Source organism: Corallococcus sp. AS-1-12 (genome assembly GCF_020036995.1).
Lineage (GTDB): Bacteria > Myxococcota > Myxococcia > Myxococcales > Myxococcaceae > Corallococcus.
In genome coordinates this window covers 41610-68230 of the sequence record NZ_JAIQDD010000035.1, presented here as the reverse complement: position 1 = coordinate 68230, position 26621 = coordinate 41610, and the positions used below count along the sequence as shown (strand labels likewise).

General features: G+C 67.5%; 27 protein-coding genes. 13 read left to right on the top strand and 14 right to left on the bottom strand.

Annotated elements, in window-relative coordinates; translation table 11 throughout:
• The first annotated feature begins 106 nt into the window (after nucleotides 1–106).
• Nucleotides 107–1384, top strand: a complete 1278-nt coding sequence (locus K8556_RS34665) for an MFS transporter (RefSeq protein ID WP_223744391.1) — start codon at nucleotides 107–109, stop codon at nucleotides 1382–1384.
• Between the two features lie 6 nt (nucleotides 1385–1390).
• On the opposite strand, the gene K8556_RS34660 is transcribed toward K8556_RS34665, so the two are convergent.
• On the bottom strand, nucleotides 1391–1723 hold the full coding sequence (locus K8556_RS34660) for a helix-turn-helix transcriptional regulator (protein ID WP_120589449.1): 333 nt from the start codon (nucleotides 1721–1723) through the stop codon (nucleotides 1391–1393).
• A 56-nt stretch (nucleotides 1724–1779) separates the two neighbouring features.
• Here K8556_RS34660 and K8556_RS34655 point away from each other — a divergent pair, with 56 nt between their 5' ends.
• The 5 genes from K8556_RS34655 to K8556_RS34635 all read left to right on the top strand — a co-directional run bounded on the left by K8556_RS34655 (nucleotide 1780) and on the right by K8556_RS34635 (nucleotide 6496).
• Nucleotides 1780–2217 (top strand): SRPBCC domain-containing protein, encoded by a 438-nt coding sequence (locus K8556_RS34655; RefSeq protein ID WP_223744390.1) that lies wholly within the window; start codon nucleotides 1780–1782, stop codon nucleotides 2215–2217.
• A gap of 69 nt (nucleotides 2218–2286) precedes the next feature.
• Nucleotides 2287–3306, top strand: coding sequence for an alpha/beta fold hydrolase (locus K8556_RS34650; RefSeq protein WP_223744389.1), 1020 nt, complete (start codon nucleotides 2287–2289; stop codon nucleotides 3304–3306).
• A gap of 11 nt (nucleotides 3307–3317) precedes the next feature.
• A complete protein-coding gene (locus K8556_RS34645; protein WP_223744388.1) occupies nucleotides 3318–4175 on the top strand; it encodes a helix-turn-helix domain-containing protein in 858 nt (285 codons plus the stop codon).
• 65 nt (nucleotides 4176–4240) lie between these two features.
• Nucleotides 4241–4657 carry a VOC family protein gene (locus K8556_RS34640; protein ID WP_223744387.1) on the top strand — a complete coding sequence of 139 codons (417 nt, stop codon included), beginning with the start codon at nucleotides 4241–4243 and terminating at the stop codon, nucleotides 4655–4657.
• A gap of 45 nt (nucleotides 4658–4702) precedes the next feature.
• The gene (locus tag K8556_RS34635; RefSeq protein WP_223744386.1) at nucleotides 4703–6496 is read left to right on the top strand and encodes an alkaline phosphatase D family protein; all 1794 of its coding nucleotides are present in this window, start codon (nucleotides 4703–4705) and stop codon (nucleotides 6494–6496) included.
• A gap of 5 nt (nucleotides 6497–6501) precedes the next feature.
• On the opposite strand, the gene K8556_RS34630 is transcribed toward K8556_RS34635, so the two are convergent.
• Together K8556_RS34630 and K8556_RS34625 are read right to left on the bottom strand one after the other, a co-directional pair.
• Nucleotides 6502–7227 carry a double-CXXCG motif protein gene (locus K8556_RS34630; protein WP_223744385.1) on the bottom strand — a complete coding sequence of 242 codons (726 nt, stop codon included), beginning with the start codon at nucleotides 7225–7227 and terminating at the stop codon, nucleotides 6502–6504.
• 29 nt (nucleotides 7228–7256) lie between these two features.
• Nucleotides 7257–7907, bottom strand: a complete 651-nt coding sequence (locus K8556_RS34625) for a TIGR02269 family lipoprotein (protein WP_223744384.1) — start codon at nucleotides 7905–7907, stop codon at nucleotides 7257–7259.
• 103 nt (nucleotides 7908–8010) lie between these two features.
• Here K8556_RS34625 and K8556_RS34620 point away from each other — a divergent pair, with 103 nt between their 5' ends.
• Nucleotides 8011–8607 (top strand): plasmid pRiA4b ORF-3 family protein, encoded by a 597-nt coding sequence (locus K8556_RS34620; protein ID WP_223744383.1) that lies wholly within the window; start codon nucleotides 8011–8013, stop codon nucleotides 8605–8607.
• An 8-nt stretch (nucleotides 8608–8615) separates the two neighbouring features.
• Here the strand turns inward: K8556_RS34620 and K8556_RS34615 are convergent, their stop codons facing one another.
• Genes K8556_RS34615 through thrA form a run of 3 tightly spaced genes read right to left on the bottom strand, consistent with a single transcriptional unit; the run spans nucleotide 8616 to nucleotide 12502 of the window.
• Nucleotides 8616–9344: a double-CXXCG motif protein gene (locus K8556_RS34615; protein WP_223744382.1), complete on the bottom strand. Its 729-nt coding sequence runs from the start codon at nucleotides 9342–9344 to the stop codon at nucleotides 8616–8618.
• A 26-nt stretch (nucleotides 9345–9370) separates the two neighbouring features.
• Nucleotides 9371–10021 carry a TIGR02269 family lipoprotein gene (locus tag K8556_RS34610; RefSeq protein ID WP_223744381.1) on the bottom strand — a complete coding sequence of 217 codons (651 nt, stop codon included), beginning with the start codon at nucleotides 10019–10021 and terminating at the stop codon, nucleotides 9371–9373.
• Nucleotides 10022–10045: 24 nt separating this feature from the next.
• Entirely contained in the window at nucleotides 10046–12502 is a 2457-nt protein-coding gene (gene thrA, locus K8556_RS34605; RefSeq protein WP_223744380.1) for a bifunctional aspartate kinase/homoserine dehydrogenase I, read from the bottom strand.
• Nucleotides 12503–12963: 461 nt separating this feature from the next.
• Here thrA and K8556_RS34600 point away from each other — a divergent pair, with 461 nt between their 5' ends.
• Complete coding sequence (locus K8556_RS34600) at nucleotides 12964–13248, top strand: hypothetical protein (protein WP_223744379.1); 285 nt, start codon at nucleotides 12964–12966, stop codon at nucleotides 13246–13248.
• A gap of 66 nt (nucleotides 13249–13314) precedes the next feature.
• Here the strand turns inward: K8556_RS34600 and K8556_RS34595 are convergent, their stop codons facing one another.
• Both K8556_RS34595 and K8556_RS34590 read right to left on the bottom strand, forming a co-directional pair.
• A complete protein-coding gene (locus K8556_RS34595) occupies nucleotides 13315–14823 on the bottom strand; it encodes a pitrilysin family protein (protein ID WP_223744378.1) in 1509 nt (502 codons plus the stop codon).
• Between the two features lie 2 nt (nucleotides 14824–14825).
• Nucleotides 14826–16232 (bottom strand): pitrilysin family protein, encoded by a 1407-nt coding sequence (locus tag K8556_RS34590; RefSeq protein ID WP_223744408.1) that lies wholly within the window; start codon nucleotides 16230–16232, stop codon nucleotides 14826–14828.
• 132 nt (nucleotides 16233–16364) lie between these two features.
• Between K8556_RS34590 and K8556_RS34585 the strand changes: the two genes are divergently transcribed.
• The gene (locus tag K8556_RS34585; protein ID WP_223744377.1) at nucleotides 16365–17186 is read left to right on the top strand and encodes a DUF4190 domain-containing protein; all 822 of its coding nucleotides are present in this window, start codon (nucleotides 16365–16367) and stop codon (nucleotides 17184–17186) included.
• Nucleotides 17187–17195: 9 nt separating this feature from the next.
• Here K8556_RS34585 and K8556_RS34580 read toward each other — a convergent pair whose 3' ends face one another.
• A complete protein-coding gene (locus tag K8556_RS34580; protein ID WP_223744376.1) occupies nucleotides 17196–18008 on the bottom strand; it encodes a hypothetical protein in 813 nt (270 codons plus the stop codon).
• 186 nt (nucleotides 18009–18194) lie between these two features.
• Between K8556_RS34580 and K8556_RS34575 the strand changes: the two genes are divergently transcribed.
• A complete protein-coding gene (locus tag K8556_RS34575; protein WP_223744375.1) occupies nucleotides 18195–18635 on the top strand; it encodes a CBS domain-containing protein in 441 nt (146 codons plus the stop codon).
• 6 nt (nucleotides 18636–18641) lie between these two features.
• Here K8556_RS34575 and dnaA read toward each other — a convergent pair whose 3' ends face one another.
• Together dnaA and K8556_RS34565 are read right to left on the bottom strand one after the other, a co-directional pair.
• Nucleotides 18642–19997, bottom strand: coding sequence for a chromosomal replication initiator protein DnaA (gene dnaA, locus K8556_RS34570; protein ID WP_223744374.1), 1356 nt, complete (start codon nucleotides 19995–19997; stop codon nucleotides 18642–18644).
• A 153-nt stretch (nucleotides 19998–20150) separates the two neighbouring features.
• Nucleotides 20151–20585 (bottom strand): GNAT family N-acetyltransferase, encoded by a 435-nt coding sequence (locus K8556_RS34565; RefSeq protein ID WP_223744373.1) that lies wholly within the window; start codon nucleotides 20583–20585, stop codon nucleotides 20151–20153.
• A gap of 609 nt (nucleotides 20586–21194) precedes the next feature.
• Between K8556_RS34565 and K8556_RS34560 the strand changes: the two genes are divergently transcribed.
• Nucleotides 21195–21413, top strand: coding sequence for an aldehyde dehydrogenase family protein (locus K8556_RS34560; RefSeq protein WP_223744372.1), 219 nt, complete (start codon nucleotides 21195–21197; stop codon nucleotides 21411–21413).
• Between the two features lie 539 nt (nucleotides 21414–21952).
• Here K8556_RS34560 and K8556_RS34555 read toward each other — a convergent pair.
• The 3 genes from K8556_RS34555 to K8556_RS34545 all read right to left on the bottom strand — a co-directional run bounded on the left by K8556_RS34555 (nucleotide 21953) and on the right by K8556_RS34545 (nucleotide 25095).
• A complete protein-coding gene (locus K8556_RS34555) occupies nucleotides 21953–22378 on the bottom strand; it encodes a hypothetical protein (RefSeq protein WP_223744371.1) in 426 nt (141 codons plus the stop codon).
• Between the two features lie 148 nt (nucleotides 22379–22526).
• Nucleotides 22527–24227: an anti-phage dCTP deaminase gene (locus K8556_RS34550; RefSeq protein ID WP_223744370.1), complete on the bottom strand. Its 1701-nt coding sequence runs from the start codon at nucleotides 24225–24227 to the stop codon at nucleotides 22527–22529.
• Nucleotides 24228–24690: 463 nt separating this feature from the next.
• Nucleotides 24691–25095 (bottom strand): OB-fold putative lipoprotein, encoded by a 405-nt coding sequence (locus K8556_RS34545; protein WP_223744407.1) that lies wholly within the window; start codon nucleotides 25093–25095, stop codon nucleotides 24691–24693.
• Between the two features lie 327 nt (nucleotides 25096–25422).
• Between K8556_RS34545 and K8556_RS34540 the strand changes: the two genes are divergently transcribed.
• Both K8556_RS34540 and K8556_RS34535 read left to right on the top strand, forming a co-directional pair.
• Complete coding sequence (locus K8556_RS34540; protein WP_171435233.1) at nucleotides 25423–25647, top strand: helix-turn-helix transcriptional regulator; 225 nt, start codon at nucleotides 25423–25425, stop codon at nucleotides 25645–25647.
• A 66-nt stretch (nucleotides 25648–25713) separates the two neighbouring features.
• Complete coding sequence (locus K8556_RS34535; protein WP_223744369.1) at nucleotides 25714–26610, top strand: DUF2381 family protein; 897 nt, start codon at nucleotides 25714–25716, stop codon at nucleotides 26608–26610.
• Nucleotides 26611–26621: the final 11 nt, after the last annotated feature.

Genomic DNA, 26621 nt, shown 5'->3' with positions numbered 1-26621 from the left:
TTGAAGCCGGGCTGCTGCCTGGGCTGCCGTGCGCTTCATTGCGCCTCCAAGCGTGCCGCGCCGTGCAAGGCATGCGCGTGCGGCGTGCGCTAAGACAGGCTCCGACGTGCCTGCTCATCGACTGCCCAGACTGACTTCGCTTCGCCCGTTCGAATACCCCGGCTACTTCGCCGTGTGGTTGGGCGCGCTCATCTCCAACATCGGCACCTGGATGGAGACGGTGGCGATGGGCGTGTACGTCACGCAGACCACGGGCCGCGCGGAGTGGACGGGCGCCATCGTCGCGCTGTCCTTCCTGCCCGCGGTGGTGCTGGCGCCGGTGGGCGGCGCGCTGGCGGACCGCTTCGACCGGCGCGCGTACGCGGGGCTGGGCGCGCTGCTCCAGGCGGTGCTCGCGGCGGTGCTGACGGTGCTGGCGTTCCGCGGGCAGTTGTCGGTGTCCATCATCGGCGTCATCTCGTTCCTCAACGGGTGCGTGAGCACGCTCACCTATCCGGCCTTCTCCGCGCTGCTGGCGGAGTTGGTGCCGCCGGAGGACCTGCACCTGTCCACCAGCCTCAACTCCGCGCAGTTCAACCTGGGCCGCATCATGGGGCCCACGCTGGCCGCGGTGGTGTTGCAGGCGGGCGGGCCCGCGTGGGCGCTGCTCGCGAACACGCTGTCCTTCTTCGCGGTGCTGGTGGCGCTGTGGCGCGTGGTGCCGCCGGCGCGGGACAAGGCCGCGAAGCGCGAGCCGCTCTGGGACGGCATCCGCCGCGGCATCACCGTGGCGCGGGACGACGAGGACATCTCGCTGGTGCTGGTGGCCACCTTCTTCGTGGCCGCGCTGGTGGCGCCCTTCATCGGCCTGGTGCCGGTGTTCGCCATCCGCGAGTTGGGCCAGGGCGCGGCGGCCACGTCGCTGCTGGTGACGTGCCAGGGCGCGGGCGCGGTGACGGCGGCGCTGTGCGTGGGCACGCTCGCGGAGCTCTTCGGGCAGCGCAAGCTGCGCGGCTACTCGGCCACGACCATCGCGGTGCTGGCGGGCGTGTACTGGCTGGCGCCCACGCTCCAGGTGGCGGCGGTGTGCATCTTCTTCCTGGGCGCCAACTACCTGGTCCTGATGAGCAGCCTGAGCGCGTCCTGCCAGGGCCGCGTGCCGCGTGAATTGCAGGCGCGCATGGGCAGCCTCTACAGCATGGTGTTGGGCGCGGGCTATTCGCTGGGCGTCTGGTTCCAGGGCGCGCTGGCGGACCGCATGAACCTGCGCTTCGTGACCATCGCGTGCAGCGCCATCTTCCTCGCGCTGGTGCTCACCACGCGCCTGCTCAAGCCCGCGCGCTTCGAGAACGAGCCGCTGGCCCAGGCCGCGGACGTCCAGCCGTTCTCCGACAGCGCGCACTGACGCACGTCAGTCCTCCTCCAGGTCCCGCTTCAGCTTCGTCAGCAGCTTCACCGCGTGGGTCGCGTAGGAGCTGATCCACCGCGCGTGGATGTCCTGGATGGGCGCCGCGTTGAGGTGGTTCCACCGCGTGCGCCCCTCCTTGTGGGACAGCACCAGCTCCGCCTTCTCCAGGACCTTCAGGTGCTGCATCACGGTGCAGCGGTCCAGGGTCTTCTCGAAGTGCTCGCACAGCTCCCCGGTGGTGCGGGGCGCGTCCTTCAACAGGTCCAGGATGGCCCGGCGGCGCGAGTCCGCCAGCGCCTTGAAGATGAGGTCGTCCCGGTCGTCACTCCTTGACATGTTATATTTCTATAACCTATTTGCGGGCAGGACCAGTTCACGGCAAGGGGTGCCCCATGGAGCCGAAGTTCCAGGTGCAGTTGAAGATCCGCAAGCCGGTGGCGCAGGTGTTCGAGGCGGTGGTGAACCCCGCGAAGCTGAGCGGCTACTTCGTGAAGACGAGCAGCGGTCCGCTGGCGGCGGGCACCACGGTGAAGTGGAGCTTCGCGGAGGCGCCGGGCGAGTTCGACGTCATCACGCGCGAGGTGACTCCCCACGAGCGCATCGTCTTCGAGTGGCCCGCGGACGGCGGCTACAACACGCGCGTGGAGATGAACTTCGTGCCGTTGGACGCGGGCAACACGCTGGTGAAGATCAGCGAGTCTGGATGGAAGCCGGATGAGCAGGGCATCAAGGCGTCCTACGACAACGCGGGCGGCTGGATGCACATGATGCTCTGCCTCAAGGGCTCCTTGGAGTTCGGCATCAACCTTCGGGAGGGCGGGGCGTTCTGAAAACCGCGACGCGGGGGAATGTCGCGGCCAGACTGCCGTTCCCTCGCGTCCCGTCGCCGAAGGAGCCCCATGCCGTCCGTCCGCGTCCCCGCCCTGCTGCTCTCCGCCCTGCTGCTCTCCGCGCCCGCCGCGAACGCGCAGGAGTCCAAGCGCGCCCCGGAGGCGCTGGGCCTGGGCATGGAGGGCTACCCCTACCCCGCCCCCGTGCAATTCCTGCCCGTCAAGCTGGAGGGCCAGGACCTGCGCATGGCGTACATGGACGTGAAGCCCACGGCCAACGCCAACGGGCGCACGGTGGTGCTGCTGCACGGCAAGAACTTCTTCGGCGCGTACTGGAAGGACACGATCCGCGTCCTCTCCGGCGCGGGCTACCGCGTCGTGGTGCCGGATCAGATCGGCTTCGGCAAGTCGTCCAAGCCGGCCATCGCGTACAGCTTCCACACGCTCGCGTCGCTGACGCGGCAGGTGCTGGAGGAGCTGGGGGTGAAGCAGGCCGCGGTGGTGGGGCACAGCATGGGCGGCATGCTCGCGACGCGCTTCGCGCTGATGTACCCGGAGGTGACGACGCAGTTGGTGCTGGAGAACCCCATCGGCCTGGAGGACTACCGCGAGTCCGTCCCCTGGAAGTCCACCGAGGACCTCTACCAGGAGAACCTCAAGGCCACGGAGGAGGGGCTGCGCAAGTACCAGCGCGGCTACTACGTGAAGTGGAAGCCCGAGTACGACGAATACGTCCAGGTGCTCTACCGCCAGACGCTGAGCGGTGAGTACCCGCGCCTGGCCTGGGTGTCCGCCGCCACGCAGACGATGATCTACGAGCAGCCGGTGGTGCACGAGTTCCCGCGGGTGAAGGTCCCCACGCTGGTGGTGATTGGCCAGGAGGACCGCACGGTGGTGGGCAAGGGCAGCGTGCCGCCCGCGCTGCTGCCGAAGCTGGGGCAGTACCCGGCGCTGGGCAAGAAGACCGCCGCGGCCATCCCGGGCGCCACGCTGGTGGAGCTCCCCAACGTGGGCCACATCCCCCACTTCGAATCGCCGGAGAAGTGGCACGCGGCCCTGCTGGGCTTCCTGAGCAAGGTTTCGAAGTAGTCTCCCGCCGCATGCATCGCATCCGCGTGGTGCGCCACGCGTCCGAGCGCGGCGGCTGGGAGATGGCGCTGGCCACGCCGCCCCCGGCGCTGGCGCCGCTCATCCGGGACTACTGCGGCTTCCGCGAGGCCATGCCCCAGCCCATGCGCCGGCAGGAGCTGCCCGGGGTGCAGGTGGTGCTCATCCTGGAGTTCGGCCCGCTGCTGAAGCACCTGGACGACGCGGGCGGGGTGACGCGGCACCGCTCCGGCTTCGTCGCGGGGCTGGACGAGCGCTGGAGCACCACCGAGCACAACGGCGAGTCCCACGGGCTCCAGGTGAACCTCACGCCGCTGGGGGCCCGGCGCCTCTTCGGCCTGCCCATGCACGAGCTGTCCCACCGGGTGACGGGCCTGGAGGACCTCTGGGGCGCCGAGGCGCGGCGGCTGGTGGAGGCCTTGGCGGAGGCGCGGGACTGGGCGGCGCGGTTCGCGCTCGCGGACGCGTTCCTCTTGAGGCGCGCGGAGCGGGGGCCGGCGGTGGACGCGGGGGTGACGTGGGCGGTGGAGCGCATCCAGCGGACGGGAGGCCAGGTGGACATCGCCACGCTGGCGACCGAGCTGGGCCACAGCCACAAGCACCTCATCCACCAGTTCCACGAGCAGGTGGGGCTGCCTCCGCGCAGGCTGGCGCGCCTGCTGCGCTTCGACCGGGCGGTGGAGCGGATCAAGTCCGGGGGCCCGGTGCGCTGGGCGGAGCTCGCGCTGGAGCTGGGCTACTTCGACCAGGCGCACCTGAACCGGGACTTCCGCCAGTTCACCGGCGGGCCGCCGTCCGCCCTCCTGCGCCGTGCACTGCCGGACGCGGGCGGGTTCGAATCCGGCGCGTAGGTAAAATCCGTCCAAGAAGGTCCGCGGGCGGATGGGCAGGATGCGCGGTGAAAGGAAGACACACCATGTCCCTGCCCAGCCTGTATCCCTTCATCCACTACGCCGACCCCGAAGCCGCCCTGCGCTTCCTGAAGCAGGCCTTCGGCTGCGAGGAGCGGGTCGTCTACCGCAAGCCTGACGGCGCCATCGCCCATGTCGAGCTGACGCTGGGCCACGGGCTGGTGATGTTCGGCGGCGCGGAGGGCGGCCGGCTGAAGATGGCCGCGTCGAAGGACGTGCCCCTGAAGAACCTGGGCATCTACGTGGTGGTGACGGACCCGGATGCGCTGTACGCGCGGGCGAAGGCGGCGGGCGCGACCATCGCGATGGAGCTGCACGACACGGACTACGGCTCGCGGGACTTCAGCGCGCTGGACCCCGAGGGGAACGTCTGGAGCTTCGGCACGTACCAGCCGCTCGCGGTGCCTCCGCCGAAGGGGTGAGGCGCCTTCGTCGACGGGGCGGGGCGTCCATGCAAGGCTTTCCCCATGAAGCTCTTGTTGGGGCCCCTCCTGTACGCCCGGGCGCAGGCCACGCCGGACCCGAAGTCCCATGACGTGTGGAGCTTCTTCGTCAACGTGTTCCTGGACAGCACGTCGGCGAAGAAGCCCCCGGCGTTGAGGCTGTGCTTCCGGGACGCGAAGGGCCACCAGGTCGCCGTCTTCGACGAGGTGAAGGCCGCCGCGGACCTCACCGCCCTGCCCAAGGACACCCGGGGCGTGGTGTGGCGCTGGGAGGTCGTCCTTCCGCGCACGGACGAGGCCCGACGGTTGTCCTATCACTTCGAATCGCCAGACACGCCGGGCGTGCCGGTGACCTTCGAGCGTCCGCCGCCGCGAGACGACCGGCCGTGGTCCACGAAGGTCATCCTGCCGGAGCCGCTGGTGGTGTCCGACGTGGTCGTCCCGGCGAAGGGCGTGTCGCCCAACATCGCGTTCTTCTCCTGCAACGGCGCCAGCCGTGCGAGTGATTGGAGCAACCTGGCGCAGCCCTTCGCGCTCTGGGAGCGGATGCTCCAGCAGCACGAGCGGGAGCCCACGGACCCGGCGAAGACGCCGGGCTTCCAGTTGCTGCTCGGGGGTGGGGATCAGCTCTACGCGGACTCGCTGCACAACACGCTGGATGTGTTGAACGCGTTCATGAAGCTGCCCCGGTCGGAGCGGTTGAAGCTGCCGGTGCCGGACGGGTTCTCGGAGCGGTTGTTCGCGGAGTACGTCTGGCTGTACCGGGAGCGGTGGGGTGGGAGCCAGGGCATCGCGCCGTTGCTGCGGCGGGTGCCGGGGCTGTTCATGTGGGACGACCACGACATCTTCGATGGGTGGGGTTCGCACGAGGACCTCCAGCAGGCGCCCTGGTATCGCGCCATCTACAGCGCGGCGGCGCGGGCGTTCGAGGCCTTCCAGCGGGGCTGGTTGGAGCAGCCGGCGAAGGCGCGCGAGCCGGACGACCGGGGCGTGGTGGAGCCCGCGCGGCACTATTTCCAGACGTTCTGTTTCTCCACGGCGGACTGCGACCTGGACGTGGTGTTGTTGGACTTGAGGAGCGGCCGGACCAGCCGGGTGTTGGACACCGGGGACGCGCATCCGCAGACCGAGTTCACGGTGATGAGCCGGTCCCAGTGGGACGCCTTCGATGCGTGGCGCGAGGAGCACCGCCAGCGGCCGGAGAACGGCAAGAAGGCGCGGCACGTGTTGGTGGTGTCGTCGGTGCCGCTGGTGCACCTGCGGTTCGGTCCGGCGATGGAGCGGATGAGCGGAGGCGGGGTCGAACTGCGCGACGACCTGTTGGACCAGTGGGAGTCCTCGGTGCACCGGGGCGAGCGGACGCGGTTGTTGATGAACCTGTTCTCGCTGGCGAAGAAGTCCTACTGCGCGGTGACGGTGTTGTCCGGGGACGTGCACGTGGGGGCGAGGGCGCGCGTGCGTTCACGCAACCCGGACCACCTGGTGCCCGCGTTGGGGACAGTGGGCGAGGTGTTCATCGAACAGGCGACGTCCTCGCCCATCGTGCATCCGCCGCCGGGGTGGCTCGCGTTCAAGGGGATGCTGGCGTTGTCGCAGGATTCGAGGGAGGACCTGCCGGGGTTCCTGCAGACGGAGCTGTTGCCAGTGGGCAAGGAGCTGTACCTGCGGGACCGCAACTGGCTGTCCATCCGGCTGGAGCGGCCCAAGCACCGGGACACGACCGCGCGTCCGAAGCTGTGGGTGAAGTGGATCGCGGAGAAGGAGAACCTGCCCATGGAGGTGGTGGTGGAGCCACCGCCCTTCCCCACCGTGGGCTGAGAGCGTCAGCGGACCGGGAGCTCCCGGAAGGAGATGCCCGTCCAACCGCCCTGCTCCACCGCGTCCTTGAACCGGTCCGTGCCGATGATCATGGTGCTGAAGTTGTCCAAGCGGAACAGGTCCCTGTCCGTGGGCAACGAAGCACCGTCGAGGATGGGGTCGTCCGGACGGCGGAAACCCTGTCGTCCGCAGGTGGGACAGGGCGGCTCCAGGTCGGGAGGAAGGCAGTCGCGGTGCAGCAGGCCGCGCGGTTCGATCTGAATCTCGAGGATGTCTGGGGGCGTCTTCTGCCGGAACCGCAGCTCCGTCTTGCAACCCAGCAGCCCACGAACGCCCGCGGCCTGGAGACCGTCGAGTGCGTCGCGGCGGATGAGCATCAGCGAGGTCCCCTGCCAGGTAAACGGCCCGAACTGACCGGACGCAGTGCCCGTGAGCGGACCGAAGCTTGTCCCGGGAGAAAGCGATGCACTCGGTGGCACCAGCGGGCGCACCAGCTCGCGGAGACGGACGAATTCATGAAACGGCTCGGGCCGGGGCTCTTCAAATTCCCGATGCTCGGGGATGAGTGAAAGGTCCACGGCTGGGTACTGACGCCCTGATTGGCTCCACGTCAGGCCGCACCCCGGACAATCTTTGAGGCCAGGAAGTCCCCATCTATGTGCGGCATCGAAGTCTCCGCTGAAACGGGATGTGGCTGCTTCGTCGTCGCGGAGCCAGAAGAAGGGGGGCATGGACCGTCAGGCCTCGGATGGATGAAGGCTCAGTTGTACTGCTGGATGGGGCCACCCAGGAGCTGGAAGCGATAGATCAGTTCCCCGGCATGCTTGAAGATTTCTTGAGGTGGAGCGAGGTCGTTCTCGTTCTTGAACTCGCGCCAGGCCTTGTTCCACAAGCCACCGCTGGATCCTCCACTGTGAATGCGCCGGTGGACGTGTACGGGAATGGGGATCGTGTACTGGTGGATGTCGATCCCCTTTCTCGTGAACCACTCAGCCAGGTCCCGGGCCTGCGGGAAGATGTGGTGCTTCTCGAACTTCCCCGCCGGCAACTGCCGCTGAGGAGGCACGGGCTTGGGGTTCCCGTACCAGGGGAACACCATCACGGGTTCCACATCACCCGGCAGGCCCATGGCGCCGCCCCAGTTGCGCCGGGGCCCACTTCCCGGCGCGGGGGCCACGGCCACGGGTGGCGGACGGGGCGGCAGGCCCCGGGCCAGCACCACCTCTCCGGGCACGTCCTCGCACCGGAAGAAGCCGCAGGCCGTGTCCCCACACACCAGGGTCACACAGGCGTCGCTGCTTGCGTCACCGCACTCCGCTTCGGCTTCATCCCAGCGCTGCTGGAGCGGCGTGCTGGACGCGCACGCCGCCATCCACAGCACCAGCGCACAGAACGTCAGGCTCTTCCCCATGGCGGAAAAGCCTAGGCGACCGTGTCATTCTCAACGCACGCCATTCCATCAATCATTGGGACGATTTCTCTTCATGGCGGGGGCAACTACGAGGTTTCCACTCATGGCCACCCGAAAGAAGACAACCTTCGTGCCATCGATTCACTTGCTGCACGTCGAGTTGATCGAGATCGCCCCCGCCATCTGGCGAGAGCTTCATGTCCGAAGCGAAACGCCACTCTCGAAGTTGCACGCCATCCTGCAAGCAGCATTCGGCTGGACCAACAGCCACATGCACATGTTCGAGGACATCTCACGGCAACAGTACGGACATCTGGCCAAGGGAGATGCTGATGACTTCAGCTTGGGCGGATCACCGCTGTTGGATGAACGCAAGTACACCGTCGCGGACCTCGGCCCGCGGGCTCGCAGTGTCTTTGGCTACATCTATGACTTTGGTGACGACTGGGTGCATCGCATCCGCGTCAAGAAGGTACAGCCCCCTGAGCCCGGCAGGCGCTATCCCGCCTGTACCGCGGGAGCACGTGCTGCTCCGCCCGACGACTGCGGCGGTGTTCCTGGCTATGAAGACCTGCTCGAGGCGCTTCGAGATCCGGATCACGAAGATCACGAAGAACTGCTGGAGTGGGTCGGCGGTTCCTTTGATCCGGAAGCGTTCGACCTGAAGGCCACGGACAAGGCGGTCCGCGCCATCAAATGACAGGGACCTCAAGAACGCACGGGGAGCTCCCGGAAGGAGATGCCGGTCCAACCGCCCTGCTCCACCGCGTCCTTGAAGCGCTCCGTGCCGATGAGGACGGTGCCGTAGTCGCCCAGACGGAAGAGGTCGACGTCCGTGGGCAGGGAGGCCGCGTCGAGGATGAGGTCCTCCGGGAGGCGAAGGGCGAGGCGCCCGCAGGTGGCGCAGGGGGGGGGCAGGTCAGGTGGAAGGCAGTCGCGGTGCATCCGGCCGCGCAGCTCGAGTTGAAGGTCGAGGATGTCCGGATGAGTTTTCTGCCGGAACCGCAGCTCTGTCTTGCATCCCAGCAGGCCTCGGATGCCAGATGCTTGGAGGCTGTTGAAGGCGTCCCGGCGCACGAGGATCCAGCAGCTTTCGAGCCCTGAGAAGGGCGCGAACTGACCTGACGCACGGCCTACCAGCGGGCCGAAGGTCGTCCCGGGGGCAAGCTCGGAACCTGAGGGTGCCAATGGACGTACCAGCTCCCGGAGACGCGCGAACTCGTGGAAGGGCTCGGGCCGAGGTTCTTCGAACTCACCTCGTTCGGGAAGGTCCGACAGGTCTACCGCAGGGTAATGGTCTCCCCAGGTGGACCAGGTGGCCCCGCATCCCGGGCAATCCTTGATCCCCGGCAGGCCCCACTTCGGTGCGGCATCGAAATCCCCACTGAAAGAGTTCCTGGCCACCTTATCGGTGCGCATCCTGAAAAAGCGCGTCATGGACTCAAGATCCTCGCAGTGGAGGGTCAGTTGTACTGCTGGATGGGGCCACCCAGCAGTTGGAAGCGATAGATGAGTTCCCCAGCATGTCGGAAAATTTCCTGCGGTGAGGCGTTCCGGTTGTCTGTGCTGAATTCACGCCATGCCTCGTTCCACATGCCTCCTTTGGGCCCACCACTGTGGATGCGCCGGTGGACATGCACGGGGATGGGGATCGTGTACTGGTGGATGTCGACGCCTCGATCCTTGAACCACCTGGCCAGATCCGGGGCCTGCGGGAAGATGTGGTGCTTCTCGAACTTCCCCGCCGGTAACTGCCGCTGAGGAGGCACGGGCTTGGGGTTCCCGTACCAGGGGAACACCATCACGGGTTCCGCGTCACCCGGCAGGCCCATGGCGCCGCCCCAGTTGCGCCGGGGCCCGCTTCCCGGCGCGGGAGCCACGGCCACGGGTGGCGGACGGGGCGGCAGCCCCCGGGCCAGCACCACCTCTCCGGGCACGTCCTCGCACCGGAAGAAGCCGCAGTCCGTGTCCCCGCAGACCAGGGTCACACAGGCGTCGCTGCTTGCGTCACCGCACTCCGCTTCGGCTTCATCCCAGCGCTGCTGGAGCGGCGTGCTGGACGCGCACGCCGCCATCCACAGCACCAGCGCACAGAACGTCAGGCTCTTCCCCATGGCGGAAAAGCCTAACATCCGTGCTCAGGGCAACGGCCCCTCCACCAATCGCAGCACATCCGCGAGCACCCCCGCCGCCGTCACCGCCGCGCCCGCGCCGTAGCCTCGAATCACCAGCGGCGTGGGGCTGTAGCGCTCCGACAGGAAGCTCAGCGCGTTCTCGCCTCCCTTCACCGCCGCCAGCGGATGCTCCAGCGGCACCGGCACCAGGCCCACGCGCACGCCCTCCGGCCCCACGCTGCCCACGTAGCGCAGCACCTTGCCTTCCTTCCGGTGCGCGTCCACCCGTCTCTGGAAGAGCTCATCCGCCTGCGGCAGCCGCGCCAGGAACTCCGGCAGCGGTCCCTTCGCGTCGAACTCCTCCGGCAACAGCGACGCCAGCGCCACCTCCTCCAGCTCCAGCGACCGCCCCAGCTCTCGCGCCAGGATGAGCACCTTGCGCGCCACGTCCGTGCCCTCCAGGTCGTCTCGCGGGTCCGGCTCCGTGAAGCCCTTCTCCATCGCCGTGCCCACCGCCTTCGACAGCGGCACCCCGGCCTCCGTCAGCCCCAGGATGAACGACAGCGAACCGGACAGGATGCCCTCCACCCGGTGCACCGTGTCTCCCGTGCGCAGCATGTTCTTCAACGTGTCGATGACCGGCAGCCCCGCCCCCACGTTCGTCTCGTAGAGGAACCTCCGCTGGTGCCGCGCCGCCGTCTCCCGCAGCGCCCTCCAGTGCTCCTGCCGCCCCGCATTGGCCTTCTTGTTCGCCGTCACCACGTGCAGCCCGGAGGCCATCAACGCGGGGTAACCCAACGCCACGTCCTGGCTGCTCGTGCAGTCCACGAAGATGGGCCGGCCCGGACGCCTCGCCTTCGCCCACGCCTGGAACGTGTCCAGCGTGAACCCGGACTCGCTCGCCTCCAGCCGCGCCTTCCACCCCTCCAGCGCCACCCCCTCCGGCGCCACCAGGCTGTGTCTGCTATTGGCAATGGCACACACCCGCAAATCCAACCCGTGCGCCCGCAGCTTCGGCGCCTGCTGGTGGATCTGCCGCAACAGCTCCCCGCCCACCGTGCCCACGCCCGCCACCAGCAGCTCCACCACCTCCGTGGTGCCAAAGGCCTTGCGGTGCACGTGCGCCATCGCACGCGGCCCGTCCTCCCGCGAAATCACCGCGGAGATGCTCCGCTCGCTCGACCCCTGCGCGATGGCCGCGATGCTGCAATCCACGTCCGCCAGCGCGCTGAAGAACGTCCCCGCCACGCCCACCCGGTGCCGCATCCCGTCTCCCACGATGCTCAGCACCGCGAGCCCCGGCTGGTGCTCGATGGGGTCCACCTTCCCCGCCTCGCGCTCCACCTCGAACGCGTCCTCCAGCGCCAGCACCGCCCGCCGGGCCTCCGCCTCCCCCACGCAGAAGCTGATGGAGGACTCGCTGGAGCCCTGCGTGATCAGCACCACGGAGATGGACGCCATCGCCATCGCCTCGAAGACGCGCGCGGCCGTGCCCGGCACGCCCTTCAACCCCGCGCCCGCGATGTTGATGAGCGCGATGTCCGGCAGGAACGACAACCCCCGCACCGGGTGCCGCGAAGCCGGCGCCGTGGCCGTCACCCGCGTGCCCGGGTGCTCCGGCCGGAAGCTGTTGCACACCCGCACCGGGATGCCCCGCTCCCTCGCGGGGGCAATCGTCTTCGGATGCAGCACCTTCGCGCCGAAGTAGGCCAGCTCCATCGCCTCCTCGAAGCTCACCTCCTCCAGCGCGAACGCCTCCGGCACCAGCCGCGGGTCCGCGCTGAAGATGCCGTCCACGTCCGTCCAGATCTCCAACAGCCGCGCGTCCAGCGCCGCCGCCGCCAGCGCCGCCGAGTAGTCCGACCCTCCCCGCCCCAGCGACATCGTCTTGCCGCGCGCATCCCCACCGAAGAAGCCCGGCATCAACATCAGCCCCGGCCCGTCCTCGCGCAGCGGCGCGAACCGCGCGCGGATCTCCTCCAGCCGGGGCGTCGCCTGCAGCGGATCTCCCGAGCACACCAGCACCTGCCTCGGGTCCACGCTCACGGGCGCAAGCCCCCGCGCCTCCATCAGCGCCGTGAGAAGCAGGCACGACGCCCGCTCCCCCAGCCCCGACAGATGCGCCAGCACGGACGGCGAGCACTCCCGCAGCAACCCCACGCCCTGCAACAGCCCGCGCAGCTCCACCCCCAACGCCACCAACCCCTCCGCGAGCGGCCGCGTCTGCGCGGGCTTCAGGTCCACGCTCAGCGCCTTCGCGATGATGGAGTGCGTGTCGTCGAACCGGGCGCAGGCCTCCTGCACGGACGCGCCCTCCTCCGCCACCCTCGCCGCCTCCACCAGGAGGTTCGTGATGCCCGACACCGCGGACGCCACCACCATCACCCGCTCGGCCTTGCGCGCCTCCTCCACCAGCGCCACCACGCCGCGCATCCGTTCCGCATCCCCGACACTGGTGCCACCGAATTTCATCACGCGCATGACACGGCCTCCTTCTGGAACGGCGGGACTCGGGGGCTGGGGCGGCACATCGGGAGCGGCGTCATACGGGTCCTCGGGGGTGGCTGCTGACGGGTGTGGGGGCAACGAAAAAGCCCCGCGCTCGGGAGGAGCGCGGGGCCGGGTTCGGAAGGAGGGACCTCCAGGAGGTCCACTTCGGAAGTCAGGCGGTCCGCGCTCCGCGAGGAGTCAGGCCGGTGCGAGTGCAAGTCTCGGTCAGCACGGTCCGCGCGCGCGCGCCCACGGGGGACGTCGTCCCCTCGTGCCGCTGGCTGTTCCCGCTGCGTCCGGCCATGGAGTCCCCATCCTAGCCGCTTTCCGCGCGCCAGGGTCAGGGGGCGGGCAACCAATCCCCTGCCCCACGGTCCCCACCGTGGTGCTCGCGGCCAGGGCTGCCGACATTGTGAGTGTGTGAGCTGTCCCACCCCCTTCCGGAGCAACCCATGGCCACCCGCAAGAAGAGCGACACCGCCCACAAGCCTGGCTTCGCCAAGGACCGCGTGGAGGGCGGGCTGGAGGCGGACGACACCAAGCCCCTGTACGCGGACGACGCCAAGCACTCCACCGAGGAGCAGAAGTTCGCGCTCGACAGCGACGGCCCCGTCGGCGGCCCCCGCAACAACCCCCAGAGCGTCATGGACGACATCGACGACGAGGAGCGCGAGGAGCGCGGCCGCCTCAAGGCCGAGGCCCGCCAGCAGGAAGAGAACGAGCCCACCCGGGAATGAAAAAAGCCGGGGCCCCGACACCCGCGTCGGGACCCCGGCTTCCGCACCTTGAGGTGAGGCGCTCCGCTACTTGGAGGCAGGCTTTGACGCCGGCGTCTCCACCAGCGTGAGCTTGCCCAGGTGGAGCGGCGTCACCTGCTCCTGGATGACCAGCGGGTCGCCCACGAGCACCACCTGCATGTTGGCCGGGTCCAGGTAGGACTCGGCCACGCGCTGCACCTCCGCGGCGCTGGCGTTCTCCAGGCCCTCCACGGCGCGCTTGAAGTCGTCCATGGGGCGGCGGTGGAAGTAGAGCTGCGCGGCGCTGCCGCCCAGGCCCTCCACCGTCTCGAAGGCGCCCGGGAAGCCGCGGATGAGGCCTTCGCGCGCGGCGGCCAGCTCCTTCTCCGTGATGGGCCTGGACTTGATGCCGGCCAGCTCCTGGATGAACTCGTGGAGCGCCGGGCCCGTCACGTCCTGCCGCACGGCCGCGTACGCGGTGAGCGGTCCCACGCCCAGGCGCGTGCCCAGGTGCGCGTTGGCGCCGTAGCTGTAGCCCTTGTCCTCGCGGATGTTCATGTTGAGCCGGCTGCCGAAGAAGCCGCCGAACACCGTGGTGGCCAGCTCCAGCGGGTACTCGTCCGGGTGGCCCGCGGAGAGGCCGGGGCGGCCCACCAGCACCACCGTCTGCTCCAGGCCCGGCTTGGGCACCACGCGCACCTGCTGGCGCGGCGGCGCGGGCGGCGCGGGCGGCGGCTTGGGCGCCACGGCCCCGCCCTTCCACCCGCCGAAGTACTTCTTCCCCCACTCCACCGCCTGCTGGAGCGTCACGTCACCGGCCATGATGAGCGCCGCGGCGCGAGGGCCCGTGTTCTTCGTGTAGAAGTTCTTCGCGTCCGCCAGCGTGAGCGCCTCCACCGTCTTCGGCGTCCCGCCGGACGTGTGGCCATACGGGTGGTCCGCGCCGAACACCGCCTGGTAGTAGGCCTGCTGCGCCAGGAAGTTCGGGTCGCCCATGCGGCGCACCAGCTCGCCCAACTGCTGCTTCTTGCGGCGCTCGAAGGCCTTCGCGTCGAAGGTGGGCCGCAGGACGACGTCCGACAGCAGGCTCATCGCCGCGTCCACGTTGGGGGTGAGCACGCGCGCGCCCACGAAGGCGCCGTCCGGGTCCACCGACATGGCGGGCGACACGCCCAGGTCCGCGAACGCGTTGTCCAGCGCCACCGTGTCGCGCTTGCCCGCGCCCTCCAGCAGCATGCGGTAGGACAGGTCCGCGATGCCCAGCTTCGCGGCGGGCTCCTGCGACACGCCCGCGGCGAAGGCGATGCCCACGAACACCAGCGGCAATTCCTTGCGCGTGCTGACGATGACGGTGAGGCCGTTGTCCAGCTTCGCCTGCTCGAAGGTGGGCAGCACCAGCTCCGGCGGCTTGCCGGGCGCGGGCGGCTGGTCGCGGAACGCCTCCGCGTCCGGAGCCGGTGTCTGGGGTTGCGGCTGCGCGGCCGGCGCCGTTTCAGCCGGCGTCTCCGCGGGCTTCGTGGTGGCGCAGCCGGCGATGGACAGCGTGAGGAGGGCAGTGAGGATTCGGCGGTGCATGACTAGCGGGCCTCCTTGCCCGGGGCGGAAGACGGAGCGGCCCTGCCGGCGGACGGCACGGCGTGGAGCACGACGCGCGCGTCGGGGCGCAGCACGTCGTTGGCGAACTGCTTCACCGCGTCGGGGGTGACCTCCTGGTAGCGCGCCAGGTCCTGCGCGACGTAGCTGGGCTCGCCCACGAACTGGTTGTAGCTCTGGAGCGTGTCGGACTTGCTGCCGCTGCCGCCCACCGCCTGCAGGCCCGCGAGCTGGCGCGTGTCATAGCGGGTGCGCGCGCGGACGATCTCCTCCTGCGTGACGCCTTCCTCGCGGACCTCGTCCAGCACCGCGTCGATCTCCTTCTTCAGCGTGTCCGTGGTGACGCCGGGCCGGGCCACCGCCTCGATGGAGAAGACGGACTGCGCGCCCTGGCTCTGCTGCACGGCCTCCACGCTCTGCGCCAGTGGCTTGTCCAGCACCAGCCGGCGGTACAGGCGGCTCGCGCGGCCGGTGCCCAGCGCGGTGGCGAGCACGTCCGCCGTCGCGTCCCCGGGCTTCAGGTACGGGGCGGTGAGCCAGGACATGGTGAGCAGGGGCAGCGTGGCCACCTTCTCTTCGTGGCGGAGGGTCGTCTCGCGCGTGACCTTCACGGGCTTCACGTCCGGACGCTGGGGCTTGGGCCCGGAGGGCAGCGTGGCGAAGTACTTCTCCACCAGCGCCTTGGCCTTCGCGGGGTCGAAGTCGCCCACGATGGCGAGCGTCGCGTTGGAGGGCGCGTACCACTTGCGGAAGAACGCCTTCACGTCGTCCACCGTGGCCGCGTCCAGGTCCTTCATGGACCCGATCACGTTGCCGGAGTACGGGTGCGGCGCGGGGAACAGCGCCTGCCACGCCTTCTCCTGCGCTTCACCGTAGGGGGCCGTCTCCACGCCCTGGCGGCGCTCGTTCTTCACGACCTCCTTCTGCGTCTGGAGCTTCTTCTCCGTGAGCGAGTCCAGCAGGAAGCCCATGCGGTCGCTCTCCAACCACAGCGCCGTCTCCAGCAGGTTGCTGGGCACGGTCTCGTAGTAGTTGGTGCGGTCGAAGCTGGTGGTGCCGTTGAGGTCCGTGGCGCCCGCCTGCTCCAGCAGGCCGATGTGCACGTCGTCCGGCACGTGCTTGGAGCCCTGGAACATCATGTGCTCGAAGAGGTGCGCGAAGCCGGTGCGGCCCGGTGTCTCGTCGTAGGCGCCCACGTGGTACCAGACGTTGACGGCCACCACGGGCAGCTTGCGGTCCACGGAGAGGATGACCTCCATGCCGTTGGGCAGCGTGTACTTCTCATACGGGATGGCCAGGTTTTCGCGGCCGGGCTCCAGCGGCTTCGCCTCGGGGGTCTGCGCGAGCGCCGGAAGCCCCACGAACAGGGCCGCTGCGGCGAGGGCCTTCAATCGGGACAAGGTTCCTCCACGGTTCAGGACGGTCTGTCGCGCGCTTAGCACGCACTCCGGGCGCTGTAAGCCGGAAGGCGGCGGGGTGGGCTCGGGGGTGCCGGGTGTTGCTCGCCGTGCGACACTGCGGCCATGAGCCTGGAGGTGCCCTCGTCCCCGCAGGGCCGCTGCGCGGTCCACCCGGACCTGCCCGCGGGCGGCACGTGTTTCCGCTGCGGGAGCTTCATCTGCGCGGACTGCGCCACGTCCGTGGCGGGGCTGGAGGCACGGCTGTACTGCCAGGCGTGCGCGGCGCGCCCGGACGTGAACTACCTGGAGGCCCTGCGTCAGCGCTACCAGGGCCGGCGCGATGAGTGGGCGTGGGTGGTGGGGGGCGTGACGGTGCTGCTCTGCGTGGCCACGGCCGCCGCCCTGGCGCAGTGGGGGCTGCGCGCGACGAGGGGGTCGCTCTTCACGCTCCTGCCGCTGGTGCCCGTTCCGGTGGGCGTGGCCTTCTTCCTGGGCCAGCGCTGGGCGCGGCACGCCCTGCTGGTGACGCCGCTGGTGATGGCGGTGGTGGCGGATGCCCTGGTGCCGGACGGGCGCTTCCTCTACTTCCTGTGCGCCATCCCCGGCGTGCTCACCGGGCTGCACGTCCACCGGGACGTGCGCAACCAGCTCTTCTTCCGGCTGCCGGTGTCGCCCGGGGCGCTGAAGGCGCTGTGGGACCAGCGCTACAACAACCCGATGGCCCGTCAGGCCCTGCGGTTGGGGTACAGCTCGCTGGTCATGCCCCTGCTCGCGCCCTTCGCGGTGATCTGCGGCGCGGTGGCGCTCAAGCGCGTGGACCCGGCGGCCACCCCGCCCATCGGCCGCCGGGGGCAGGCCCTCGCGGGCCTGGTCCTGGGGCTTATCGGTCCGCTGCTGTGGGGAGTCGCCGTGCTGCCGTGGCTGTCCGACCGGCTCCACTCCTGACCGCGGCGGTCAGCGGTGGGAAGCGCGGAGCACCTTGGCGCTGGTTTCGATCTGGTCTTGCATTCGCACGGCGGCGTCCGCGCACGCACCCTTCCCGGTCTCCAGGCGCAGCGTGGTGCCGTCCAGGGTCAGGTCCCCTGAAGCCAGACAGGCCTCCACGGGGATGAAGTCGAGCCATGTGGTCAACTCCAGGCTGCCCACCACGAGCGCGCTCTCGCCCCCGCTGAGGATGTCCAGGGGATCTCGTGCCTCGAAGCGCAGGGGCGCGGTGGAGGGGAAGGCCACTTCCAGGACATGGCGCTGGTCCTTCCAGGTGAAGCTCGCGTTCATGCTGAAGCTGGGGAGCGCGGGCGCGCTCTGGCCCAGGCGGGCCTCGACGGAGCCATAGATTCCCGGGGGGATGCGGAGCGGCCAGTCCGGAAGGACGGTGGCGTTCATCCAATCCACCTCCAGGGGCTCGCGCGCGCTCAGCATCCCGGGCTTGCCGTCCACCGCGTCGGTGCAGGTGATCAACGGATCCAACTGGCCCTCGTAGTCCGAGCACTCGCGCCCGGGAGGCAGATACAGACGCACGTCGAACAGCGTGGCGCTGGCGGACTCCACCGTGAACACGAGGCCGTCATCCGAGCGGAAGGAGGGGGGCGGTAGCGGAGACTCCATCGCCGTCCGCCGGGAGGAGGACTCCGCCGTCAGCGGCCGCGTGTAGGTCGAGGGGTTGATGCCGAAGCGCAGCTCGGTGGTGTCCGAGCCGCTGTCACAGGCAGACAGACACAGCGCGGCGACAGCGAGGCCGGAAGTACGCAACCAGGGGATGGAGGGCATGTCGGAAGCAACGCGTGAGGGGGAGCACCTCCGGCCGGGTGCCCCGATGCGAGGACCCCGGAGGACCCGCGAAGCCCCACCATGCCCGAGGCCCGGGGAAATGGACAGACACACTGGATGGCGGCGCATGCCCGTGGACAGCCGGGTGCCCACGCTGAAGGAGGAACCCCTCACAGGAGAGACGCCATGGCAACGCAACGAGTGAGCGACGTGATGACATCCGACGTGGAGGTCGTCCGTCCGTCTGACTCCCTGAGGCTGGCCGCGGAGAAGATGCGCCTGCTGAACGTGGGCCCCATCCCCGTGTGTGACGGCGACGAGCTGGTGGGCATCGTCACGGACCGGGACATCGTCATCCGCGCGGTGGCGCAGGGGCTGGACGCCGAGCGCACCCAGGTGGCCCAGGCGATGACCCGGGGCGTGGAGTTCGTCTACGACGACGATGACCTCACCCAGGCGGCCCAGAAGATGAGGGCCTCGCAGATCCGCCGCATCCTGGTGTTGAACCGGGCGAAGCGGCTGGTGGGCATCCTCTCCTTGGGAGACATCTCCGCGGAGCTCAGCGACCAGGAGAGCGGCAGGACGCTGGAGGAGGTCTCCGCCCCGTCACAGCCGGCCGCGCCCTGACGCGGGCTACATGCCGCCGAGCTTCGTCTCCAGCTCCGACAGGTCGCGGTGCACGGCCGCGTCCGTCTCCCGCAGGCCTTCGACCTTGCGCACGGCGGAGATGACGGTGGAGTGGTCCTTGTTGAAGCGCGAGGCGATCTCCGGGAAGGAGCTCTTGGTCAGCTTGCGGCTCAGGTACATGGCCACCTGGCGCGCGTGCGCGAGCGCCTTGTGGCGCCGGTCCTCCTTCAGCGCCTCGACCGTCACCTTGTAGAAGCGGGCCACCTCGCGCTGGATGGCCTCCACGTCCACGGTGCGCTGCGCCGGGAGGATGTCGCGCAGCACCTGGGACGCGAACTCCTCCGTCACCGGCTGCTTGGTGAGGCTGTGCATCGCGGACAGCTTCACGAGCGCGCCTTCCAGCTCGCGCACGTTCTTCTGCACGTGCTTCGCGATGAAGTGCGCCACGGGGTCCGGCAGGTCGAGGCCCTCCTGCTCGGCCTTCTTCTGGAGGATGGCGACGCGCGTCTCGTAGGTGGGCTCGCGGATGTCCGCCATCAGGCCCATGGCGAAGCGGCTGCGCAGGCGGTCCTCCATGCCGGGGACCTCCGCGGGCACCATGTCGCTGGTGAGCACGATGGCCTTGTTGAGGCCGAAGAGCGTCTCGAAGGTGTAGAAGAACTCCTTCTGCGTCTCCTCGCGCTTGCCCAGGAACTGGATGTCGTCGATGAGGAGCACGTCGCACTCCTCGCGGAACTTCCGGCGGAAGTCCGTCATGCGGTGCTCGCGCACGCTCTCCACGTACTCGTTCGTGAACTGCTCGCTGGAGAGGTAGACGATGCGCTGGGTGGGGTCCTTCTCCCAGATGTGGTTTCCCACGGCCTGGAGCAGGTGCGTCTTGCCCAGGCCGGTGCCGCCGTAGATGTAGAGCGGGTTGTAGTTGTGGCCCGGCCGGTGGGCCACGGCCTGCGCGGCGGCGGCGGGGAGCTGGTTGCTGTCCGCGACGACGTAGGTGTCGAAGGTGAAGCGCGGGTTGAGCCGCGCGGGCCGCATCGAGTTCACCTTGACGGTGGGCGTGGGCGGCAGGTCCGCGGTCGGCGGCGGGCCGACGACGACCTCATAGGCGACGCGGCCCAGGGACGGCTCCAGCCGGGCCAGGTGCGTCTCCAGCATGGAGCGGTAGTGGTCATCCACCCAGTCGCGGAAGAAGCGGTCCGGCACGCCCAGGACCAGGGCGTTCTCGCGCACCTCCATGGGGCGCATCCGCTCCAGCCAGGTGAGGGCGTAGTGCAGGCCCTCCTGACGGATGGCTTCCAGCGTGCGGGTCCAGATGACGCCGGCACTGGGAAGCGAAGGCGAAGGGGCTTGGGCGAGGGCGTTCACTTGGAGGCTCAGGGACGGCGCGGAAGGAGGCAACCCGCGGACGTCCGGCGGTGCTAACACCCGCTCTCCGGCTGATCAAGGAACCGGCCTGTAGCACGGATCAGCGCGACGCCCCGGCGGGTGGGGGCGGAGCGCGTAAGTCCTCCCCCACTCCTACGTTGGATCCAGCCTCATGAGGACTTCGCCCGGATCCTCGTGGGGAACGGTGTGGAAGCCGCACTTCTCCAGGACGCGGATCGACGCGAGGTTGTGGGCGGCGACCCACGCGTGCAGCGGCCGGGTGGGCACGAGCCGGAGGAACTCGGAGAGCGCCCGGGTGGCGAGGCCCCGGCCCCAATGCTCGCGGCCAATCCAGTAGCCAACAAGGCGCTGGCCCTCCTGCTCCCAACTGCCGATGTTCCCCACCACCTCGCCGTCCATCACGATGGTGCGGTTGACGTTCCCGGGGCGCAGGACGTTCGTGCGCCAGTGGGTCATGAACGCATCGCGCTCCCGCGATGGAAATCCGGCCATGCGCGCCGCTTCGGGGTCGCGCTGGTGTTCGAAGAACAGGGGGAGGTCCTCATCCATGACGTCGCGGAGGATCATCCTGGAGAGGCTACTGGAACGGGCGGCGTACCCACCCGTTCCTTGCCCCCTGCTCCCTTTTCCTACATGATCGCCCGGACCACCCGGCGCAGGGCTGCACGGTCGGCGCAGGTGATCCTTTCGACCTTACCCACTTTTTCCGAGGGGTCGAACGGGCACTTTCCTCCAAGAGTTACGGCAGGTTGAGGGCTATCAATCTGCTGCGGAGTGAAAGTGTGAGGGGTGGCTACAAGGGGGGCTCAGCGGCAAGAATCCAGACCTCCGCGGGTGGCAGGAGCATCCTCCCAGCAGCCACCAAGCTCTGGATGGCGTCGCGTCACCACGAACTAAGGCCGACCAGGGTCGGCTGGCGCATGCGGAGTCCCATGGACGCCAAGTGGTGACCTACGAAGGACGTGGCAGTTGTAGAGCCAGTACCGCGCTCTAAAAGACCCAGCGGGTACACAGCAGCTTCAATCCTTCGGGTAGCGAACCCGAGGACGGCACCTTGGATGATGCGAGCACGGAACTTGGTTCTGTTTTACCCAGGACGAAGCTCTGCGGGAACAGTCGCATCCTCAGTCAAATTTGCCCATACATGGGATCTTAAACTTCTACCGAGGTGCTTCCGTGGCTGAGCCTCAACTGCTTTCGATGGACAACTTGCGGTCGCTGATCGCTCACGCGCTCGCAAACCCGCCTTATTCGGCAACGGCTAAAGAGGTTGAGGCTCTGGTCAGAGCAGAAGCTGCTTTGCGGGATCAATCGACCCGCGCCACAGCGCCCCAGGAGAAGGTCGAACTGCTGAAGGCGGCAGAAGAGATTCGGCAGCATCGGGATAACGGGTGAGTAGTCACTGCTGAACTGCAACCTGTTATGGCCCCGGCTTCCACTGGGCTGGGGCCACGGCCCAAGACTGCCTTGCTCTCCACCACCTGATGGACATGGCGGCGTTGGCGTGGTGCCTGGGGAAAGCCGAAGCAGAGCTACAGGAGGCTGTGCGCGGGATGGACGGGAGTCCTGCCTCCAGGACCAGGTACGCCCAGGCCCGCGAGGAGCACCGGCGGGCTGAGCAACTCGCTGTGATAGTTCTTGGCGCGCAGGAAGCGCTGGGCCCCGTGGCGCAGGCGGCATCCCCGCTTGGTGCACACCGAAAGGTGAACTCCTTCTCGTTATGAGGTCAGAAGCACCAGACGCCGCTGCGTCCTGCCTGCGCTCGTTCCCTTGGGCCGTTCAGTTCGGCCGGTCAGCCGAGGCGACAACTTCCCTGACACAAGGGCCAAGTGCGAGCGGCATTTGGCCGCCTCGGTGGCCGTCATTCGACTCTGCGTGGCTTCTTCGACCGCGCAGGGCTGCCCCTTCGCGGACTTACCTGAAGGGGATTAAGGTCAAGCCTGGATGTGCAACGTGAAAGTTGGAATGTGCACGGAAAGCAGCGTCGTGTTCCACCCCCCCTTGGGTGTAGGCTTCAATAGCCCGGGGAGGACTTCCTTTGCGGCCTGGGCCCTCGCGCGGCGCTCGAGTAGCACAAGCGTGGTGCCTGGGGTTTGGTGGGCAGGGGCCGCAGTGAAGACGGAACTGATGACGCCCGCCGCTTGGCGAAAGTAGGCGGTGTCATCGGGCCCTTCCCCAAGGTACCCGGATACATCCTGGTACTGGATGTCCAACTCCTCGAAGAGTTCGAAGAACCAGCGTCTGCTGGCACCCCCAAGGTCGAAAAAGGGCACCACGCGGAGATCCATCACCCACTTAGGGTGAAGGTTTCTCAGCAGCGAGACAAATTGAGCGGCGGGCATGCCGAACATGTCCACCATGCCGAGAAGGACTGCTGGCTCCTCGAAAGGAAAGCAGAGCTGCTCGGGGGGGGAAACGAGTGCTCCCAAGGCTGGCTGCTCCGTGGCAGTCAGCGGCTCATCCTGCTCCGTAGGGAGGAGCAGTCTCAGATGAGACGCACCAGGGTTACTACCCACGACGTACCTCCGGCTCCTGCGGAGCATCGGCCCTCAGCTTCACTTCGAGGTCAGCATAGCTGAATCTGCTGACGTCCCACGCCGTCCCCCAATCGGGCTCGCCCATCTCGAAGCCGCCATCCTGGCGCTTCAGTTCGCGATCCTTTAGGAATGCCCGCTGGTAGAGTCGAGGGGCAACCCCAGTAAATGGCCTAAAGAGAACTTTGCTCCCATTCACTCCCGACCCGCTCTGTTTCATGAGGCTGGTGGCGATGGAATCCCCGTGCAGGGCTAGGGCTTGGCTCTTTGGGTAGGGCTCGATGTACTGCACCTCGGTGACTCCCGCGCTAACGATGTGGCGCGCGCAATAGTGGCACGGGTACGTTGTAACAAAAAGCCGACAATTTACGGTGGATGTGCCTACACGCGCTGCGCTCAGGAGGGCGTCCATTTCAGCATGTACTGCTCGGCTGAACTCCAGCAACCCTCCTACACGTGAGCGGCGGAACTCTTGGTGCAGCTTCTTACGGGCCCCCTTTTCACTCAAGGCCTTTTGAAGAAGGCTTCGAGTCTCGGCATCAAGTGCCTCCGTCTTGGCAACAGTATCAATCAGATCCCCAATGATTGTCTCCTGTTCCTTGGTGTTGCTGCATTCAGGAGTGTCTCTATAGGCACAGCGAAAATCTTCGTGAGACCGGCTATGGTCCTCTTGGCTATAGACACCTCCTCCTGCCCTCGGAACCTCATTCGTTCCCGTCGAAATGAGGTTCCCGTTCCCGTCAATCAGGGCTGCTCCCACTTGGCGAGATAGGCAGGCGCTTCGCATCTGCGCGCCATGTGCGGCATGCATTGCGGTTTCGCTGGTGGTGGGGCGTTCTACGCTTTCATGGGTAATGATTTTGACCAGTCGAAGGAGTTGCTCATTCACTGTCCAGTTGGAGTTGGGAAGGGGTCGCTTTTCAAGTTCCTTTGGTATTACGCGATTCTCGCTATTGTCGATGAAGTAATCTGCCAAATGAAATGTGTCCATGACCCGCTGCCCGTTCTTTTTTTCTGGGTCCAGGTCCTTGGAGTCTCGCGTCATGATGTCTGTAATTGAGACGTCTGATGTCTTTCCTTCAAATTTCTCACGCAGGCGCTCCTTGCGCATCGTCTCATTGTTACAGACGACGCCGATAAGGGCGAAGGCGTTCCGGTAAAGGCTGCGCAGGAGGTGCGCCTCAGCTGGATGTCGAAGGGCGTCGATGATGTAGGCCCTGGGACTCCCATCCGGTTGTACGACACCGTTGCTTGTTGGTTCGCCTTTGAGTTCTGCTCGAGCCAAGCGAATTGAGTTGATGAGAGAGCGTGCCACGGCTGAGTGGTCTTGCTCTCGCATCGCATCGCCCAGATCTTGTAGCTGAATGACTTGTTCTACCTTTCCAGCCTTAAGTCCATTGGCCAAGTGCCCAGCATTCTCAGCCCAATTGACGATGGCATCACGGGCCTTGAGAACCTTGACTTGGTAGGGTTTACCTCCAGGAAGGGGCCTGCCTGCATCGCCATTTAGAATTCGCTCCAGTGCCTTAACGATAGTGGAGGTTCCTGAGCCGACATGTCCGACGACGGCGAAGAACAACTCGTTCGCTGAGTGGGCTTTGATGATGTGCTGGGCGCTGTTTTGCGTACCTCGAATTAGCGTCTTCGGCAAGGCGTTCGCGACACTGAGCGTCATGGTAACTCCGCAGGTTTAGTGGGGCAGCGCGAACGAAGCTCCCCCTTATCTATAGGTCGTCTAGCTTAGCCCTAGCTAATCTGAGAATTCAAACCTTAGCATAGGCCGGCTGGTGTAGCCTCCATCGTAGCTCCTCTCCCGAGCCCGTCGTGACTGTCAGGGACCGGGTAATCGGATCGTGCAAGGTCGGCTGAACGGATCGCATCCGTGATCGCTCGGGACTGGCCACTTGCGACCTGTTGCCCTCCGCCCGCGCGCAGAGGGCGGGCCAAGGGTACAGAACTGTTCATGTTTCGGCGAAGTCAACCCCTGACGCTCCAGAGCACGCGGGCTCCTTGGTCTGATCGAAACCGCGATCCGACAGGGCGGCCCGCGACAGCCTGACTACGGCCGACCTGGTATCTCAACGATCCAGTGCTGCTCAGAGGAGGGAATCAGTGTGGGTCGGTATTCACTCCGTCCGCTATTGGCCGACGAGTTCGCAGCAGGTGACGACGACTTTGTCCGCAGCCAGCCCGGATACTGGCCCGCGGATGGTGATGTGGGCACCTTGGGAAAGGCTGGCCACCTTCTCGGCGTGCTTTTCGGGAATGAAGCAGTGAAGCTTGGTGGGCTCGGTGCCACTGGCGGAAGCAAGGACGAGAAATACGTTCCCGAGCGGGTCTCGCCCTCGGGACTCCGCCCATTCAGACGTCTTGATGAGGTGACACCGGTAATTGTCATCCGCCTGCAGCTCGTTGGCACTGTACTCACGGAGCAAGGGGCCGATGTCCACCTGCTTGGGCTCCCCTTCTGCAATGGTGGGTTGGCCGCGCCTCCCCGACGTGTCCGTCAAGTTGAGGACGACGCAAGAGCCGACGTAGCACATGCCCAAGGCGCAGAAGGCGAGGAGGATGTTCCGGGTGGTGAGGAACTGCCGGAGGACGGGCGCGCCGCACCTGGGCAAGTCGCCGCGGAAGTTGCCACGTCGTTGCCGCACTCCCTGCACTTCACCAGCGCCACCACACGCTCCTGAATCGAAAGGACGCCTCGTTCCACGGCCTCTGCGTCGTGCTCCGTGACGCGACACTGAAGACACGTCTCTAGTGGCGTGGTATGGTCGTTGTAGGCCCTCCTACGGTCCCGCCGCAAGATGGTGCGGCGCCCGGCCGAAAGAAGACGCCGCCCCGAACGGGCGGCGCAGTACGAGTCCCCCGTGTACCGAGACCTCCAGCGACGGCTGGCGGCTGCCGTACGTCGTCTGCGTCAGCAGAGGGAATGGACCCAGGAGGAAGCCGCGCACCGCTGCGGGATGACGGTGCGCGTCTATCAGCGCGTTGAGGGAGAAGAGGTCAACCTCACCCTCACCACCATCGCGCGGATCGCCGAAGGCTTTGAGGTGGATCCGGTCGAGTTGTTCAGGGTGGCGAAGGGACGGTAGGCGGCGGCCGGGACGATTGCTGGGGGCCAACCCTGTGGGGGTGGACCCTTGGAGGCCCTTCCGGACGTGTCCTACTACTCATGCCGGCTCTCTCTTCTGGTGCTGCTGGTGGCAAGCGTTGCCGCTGCTCAGCCCTCCCCTCCTGCTCGGCAACTTCGGCAGCGTGCGCTCTCCCTGCTTTCGAGTCCGGTGGATGCCTCTGTCCAGGTGGCGAAGGGAGCGCTCACCACTCTCACGTTCGACTCACCGCTCCTGACGAAGAGCGTCGTGGTGCAGGGCCGAGACACCCACTTCGAGCGTTTCGTGGTGGAGGAGCGCACCGTCACCTTGAAGCCCAAGGTGGACCTGGCTGATGACGAGCGACTCCTCCTCACCGTGCGCTTCGCGGACGGGGCGTCCCCGCAGGAAGCCCTCTTCGTCCTCGTCGCCGCTGGGGAGCAGGTGGATGCGGCTGTGGAAGTCCTTCGCCGTGCGCGTAGCGCGGAGGCGCTTCAGCAGGAGCTGACGCAGGTACAGGCTCAACTCACCGCACTTCAAGGCCGGTGCGGCGACGGCGGTCCATCGGGGCTCATCCTCTCCGGGATGCTGGACTCACCTGTCAGCGTCAAGTGGTTCGACTCGGCTGCTCCTCCGGGAAACACCAGTGGGCTCAAGCTGGAGACGGGCGCGGTCTACCGGGCCAGCACGTGGACCGTGGTTGTGGTGCGTGTGCTGAACCTCGCGGGCCAGCGCCCATGGAGCCCCAGTGGGGTGCGCCTCTTCCGCCTGAATGGCCAGCCCGTTCCGGTGAAGTCCGTGCGCATGGAGAAGCCCCAGCTCGCTCCAGGTGAAGCGGGCCTCGTGCTTGTGGAGACCGGGGCGCTTTCCGAATTGCCCACGGAGGACCTGCGCCTGGAACTGGCGGAGCCCACTGGGAGTCGCGTCCTGCGAATCAGCGGCGTGTCTCTGCCGGCGCTGCGGTGATTGAGAAAGGG

Coding starts and splice junctions, on each gene's coding strand:
- K8556_RS34660 (WP_120589449.1), bottom strand. CDS start 1,723: ATGTCAAGGAGTGACGACCGGGACGACCTCATCTTCAAGGCGCTGGCG.
- K8556_RS34655 (WP_223744390.1), top strand. CDS start 1,780: ATGGAGCCGAAGTTCCAGGTGCAGTTGAAGATCCGCAAGCCGGTGGCG.
- K8556_RS34650 (WP_223744389.1), top strand. CDS start 2,287: ATGCCGTCCGTCCGCGTCCCCGCCCTGCTGCTCTCCGCCCTGCTGCTC.
- K8556_RS34645 (WP_223744388.1), top strand. CDS start 3,318: ATGCATCGCATCCGCGTGGTGCGCCACGCGTCCGAGCGCGGCGGCTGG.
- K8556_RS34640 (WP_223744387.1), top strand. CDS start 4,241: ATGTCCCTGCCCAGCCTGTATCCCTTCATCCACTACGCCGACCCCGAA.
- K8556_RS34635 (WP_223744386.1), top strand. CDS start 4,703: ATGAAGCTCTTGTTGGGGCCCCTCCTGTACGCCCGGGCGCAGGCCACG.
- K8556_RS34630 (WP_223744385.1), bottom strand. CDS start 7,227: ATGCCCCCCTTCTTCTGGCTCCGCGACGACGAAGCAGCCACATCCCGT.
- K8556_RS34625 (WP_223744384.1), bottom strand. CDS start 7,907: ATGGGGAAGAGCCTGACGTTCTGTGCGCTGGTGCTGTGGATGGCGGCG.
- K8556_RS34620 (WP_223744383.1), top strand. CDS start 8,011: ATGGCCACCCGAAAGAAGACAACCTTCGTGCCATCGATTCACTTGCTG.
- K8556_RS34615 (WP_223744382.1), bottom strand. CDS start 9,344: ATGACGCGCTTTTTCAGGATGCGCACCGATAAGGTGGCCAGGAACTCT.
- K8556_RS34610 (WP_223744381.1), bottom strand. CDS start 10,021: ATGGGGAAGAGCCTGACGTTCTGTGCGCTGGTGCTGTGGATGGCGGCG.
- thrA (WP_223744380.1), bottom strand. CDS start 12,502: ATGCGCGTGATGAAATTCGGTGGCACCAGTGTCGGGGATGCGGAACGG.
- K8556_RS34600 (WP_223744379.1), top strand. CDS start 12,964: ATGGCCACCCGCAAGAAGAGCGACACCGCCCACAAGCCTGGCTTCGCC.
- K8556_RS34595 (WP_223744378.1), bottom strand. CDS start 14,823: ATGCACCGCCGAATCCTCACTGCCCTCCTCACGCTGTCCATCGCCGGC.
- K8556_RS34585 (WP_223744377.1), top strand. CDS start 16,365: ATGAGCCTGGAGGTGCCCTCGTCCCCGCAGGGCCGCTGCGCGGTCCAC.
- K8556_RS34580 (WP_223744376.1), bottom strand. CDS start 18,008: ATGCCCTCCATCCCCTGGTTGCGTACTTCCGGCCTCGCTGTCGCCGCG.
- K8556_RS34575 (WP_223744375.1), top strand. CDS start 18,195: ATGGCAACGCAACGAGTGAGCGACGTGATGACATCCGACGTGGAGGTC.
- K8556_RS34565 (WP_223744373.1), bottom strand. CDS start 20,585: ATGATCCTCCGCGACGTCATGGATGAGGACCTCCCCCTGTTCTTCGAA.
- K8556_RS34555 (WP_223744371.1), bottom strand. CDS start 22,378: ATGGTGGACATGTTCGGCATGCCCGCCGCTCAATTTGTCTCGCTGCTG.
- K8556_RS34550 (WP_223744370.1), bottom strand. CDS start 24,227: ATGACGCTCAGTGTCGCGAACGCCTTGCCGAAGACGCTAATTCGAGGT.
- K8556_RS34545 (WP_223744407.1), bottom strand. CDS start 25,095: ATGTGCTACGTCGGCTCTTGCGTCGTCCTCAACTTGACGGACACGTCG.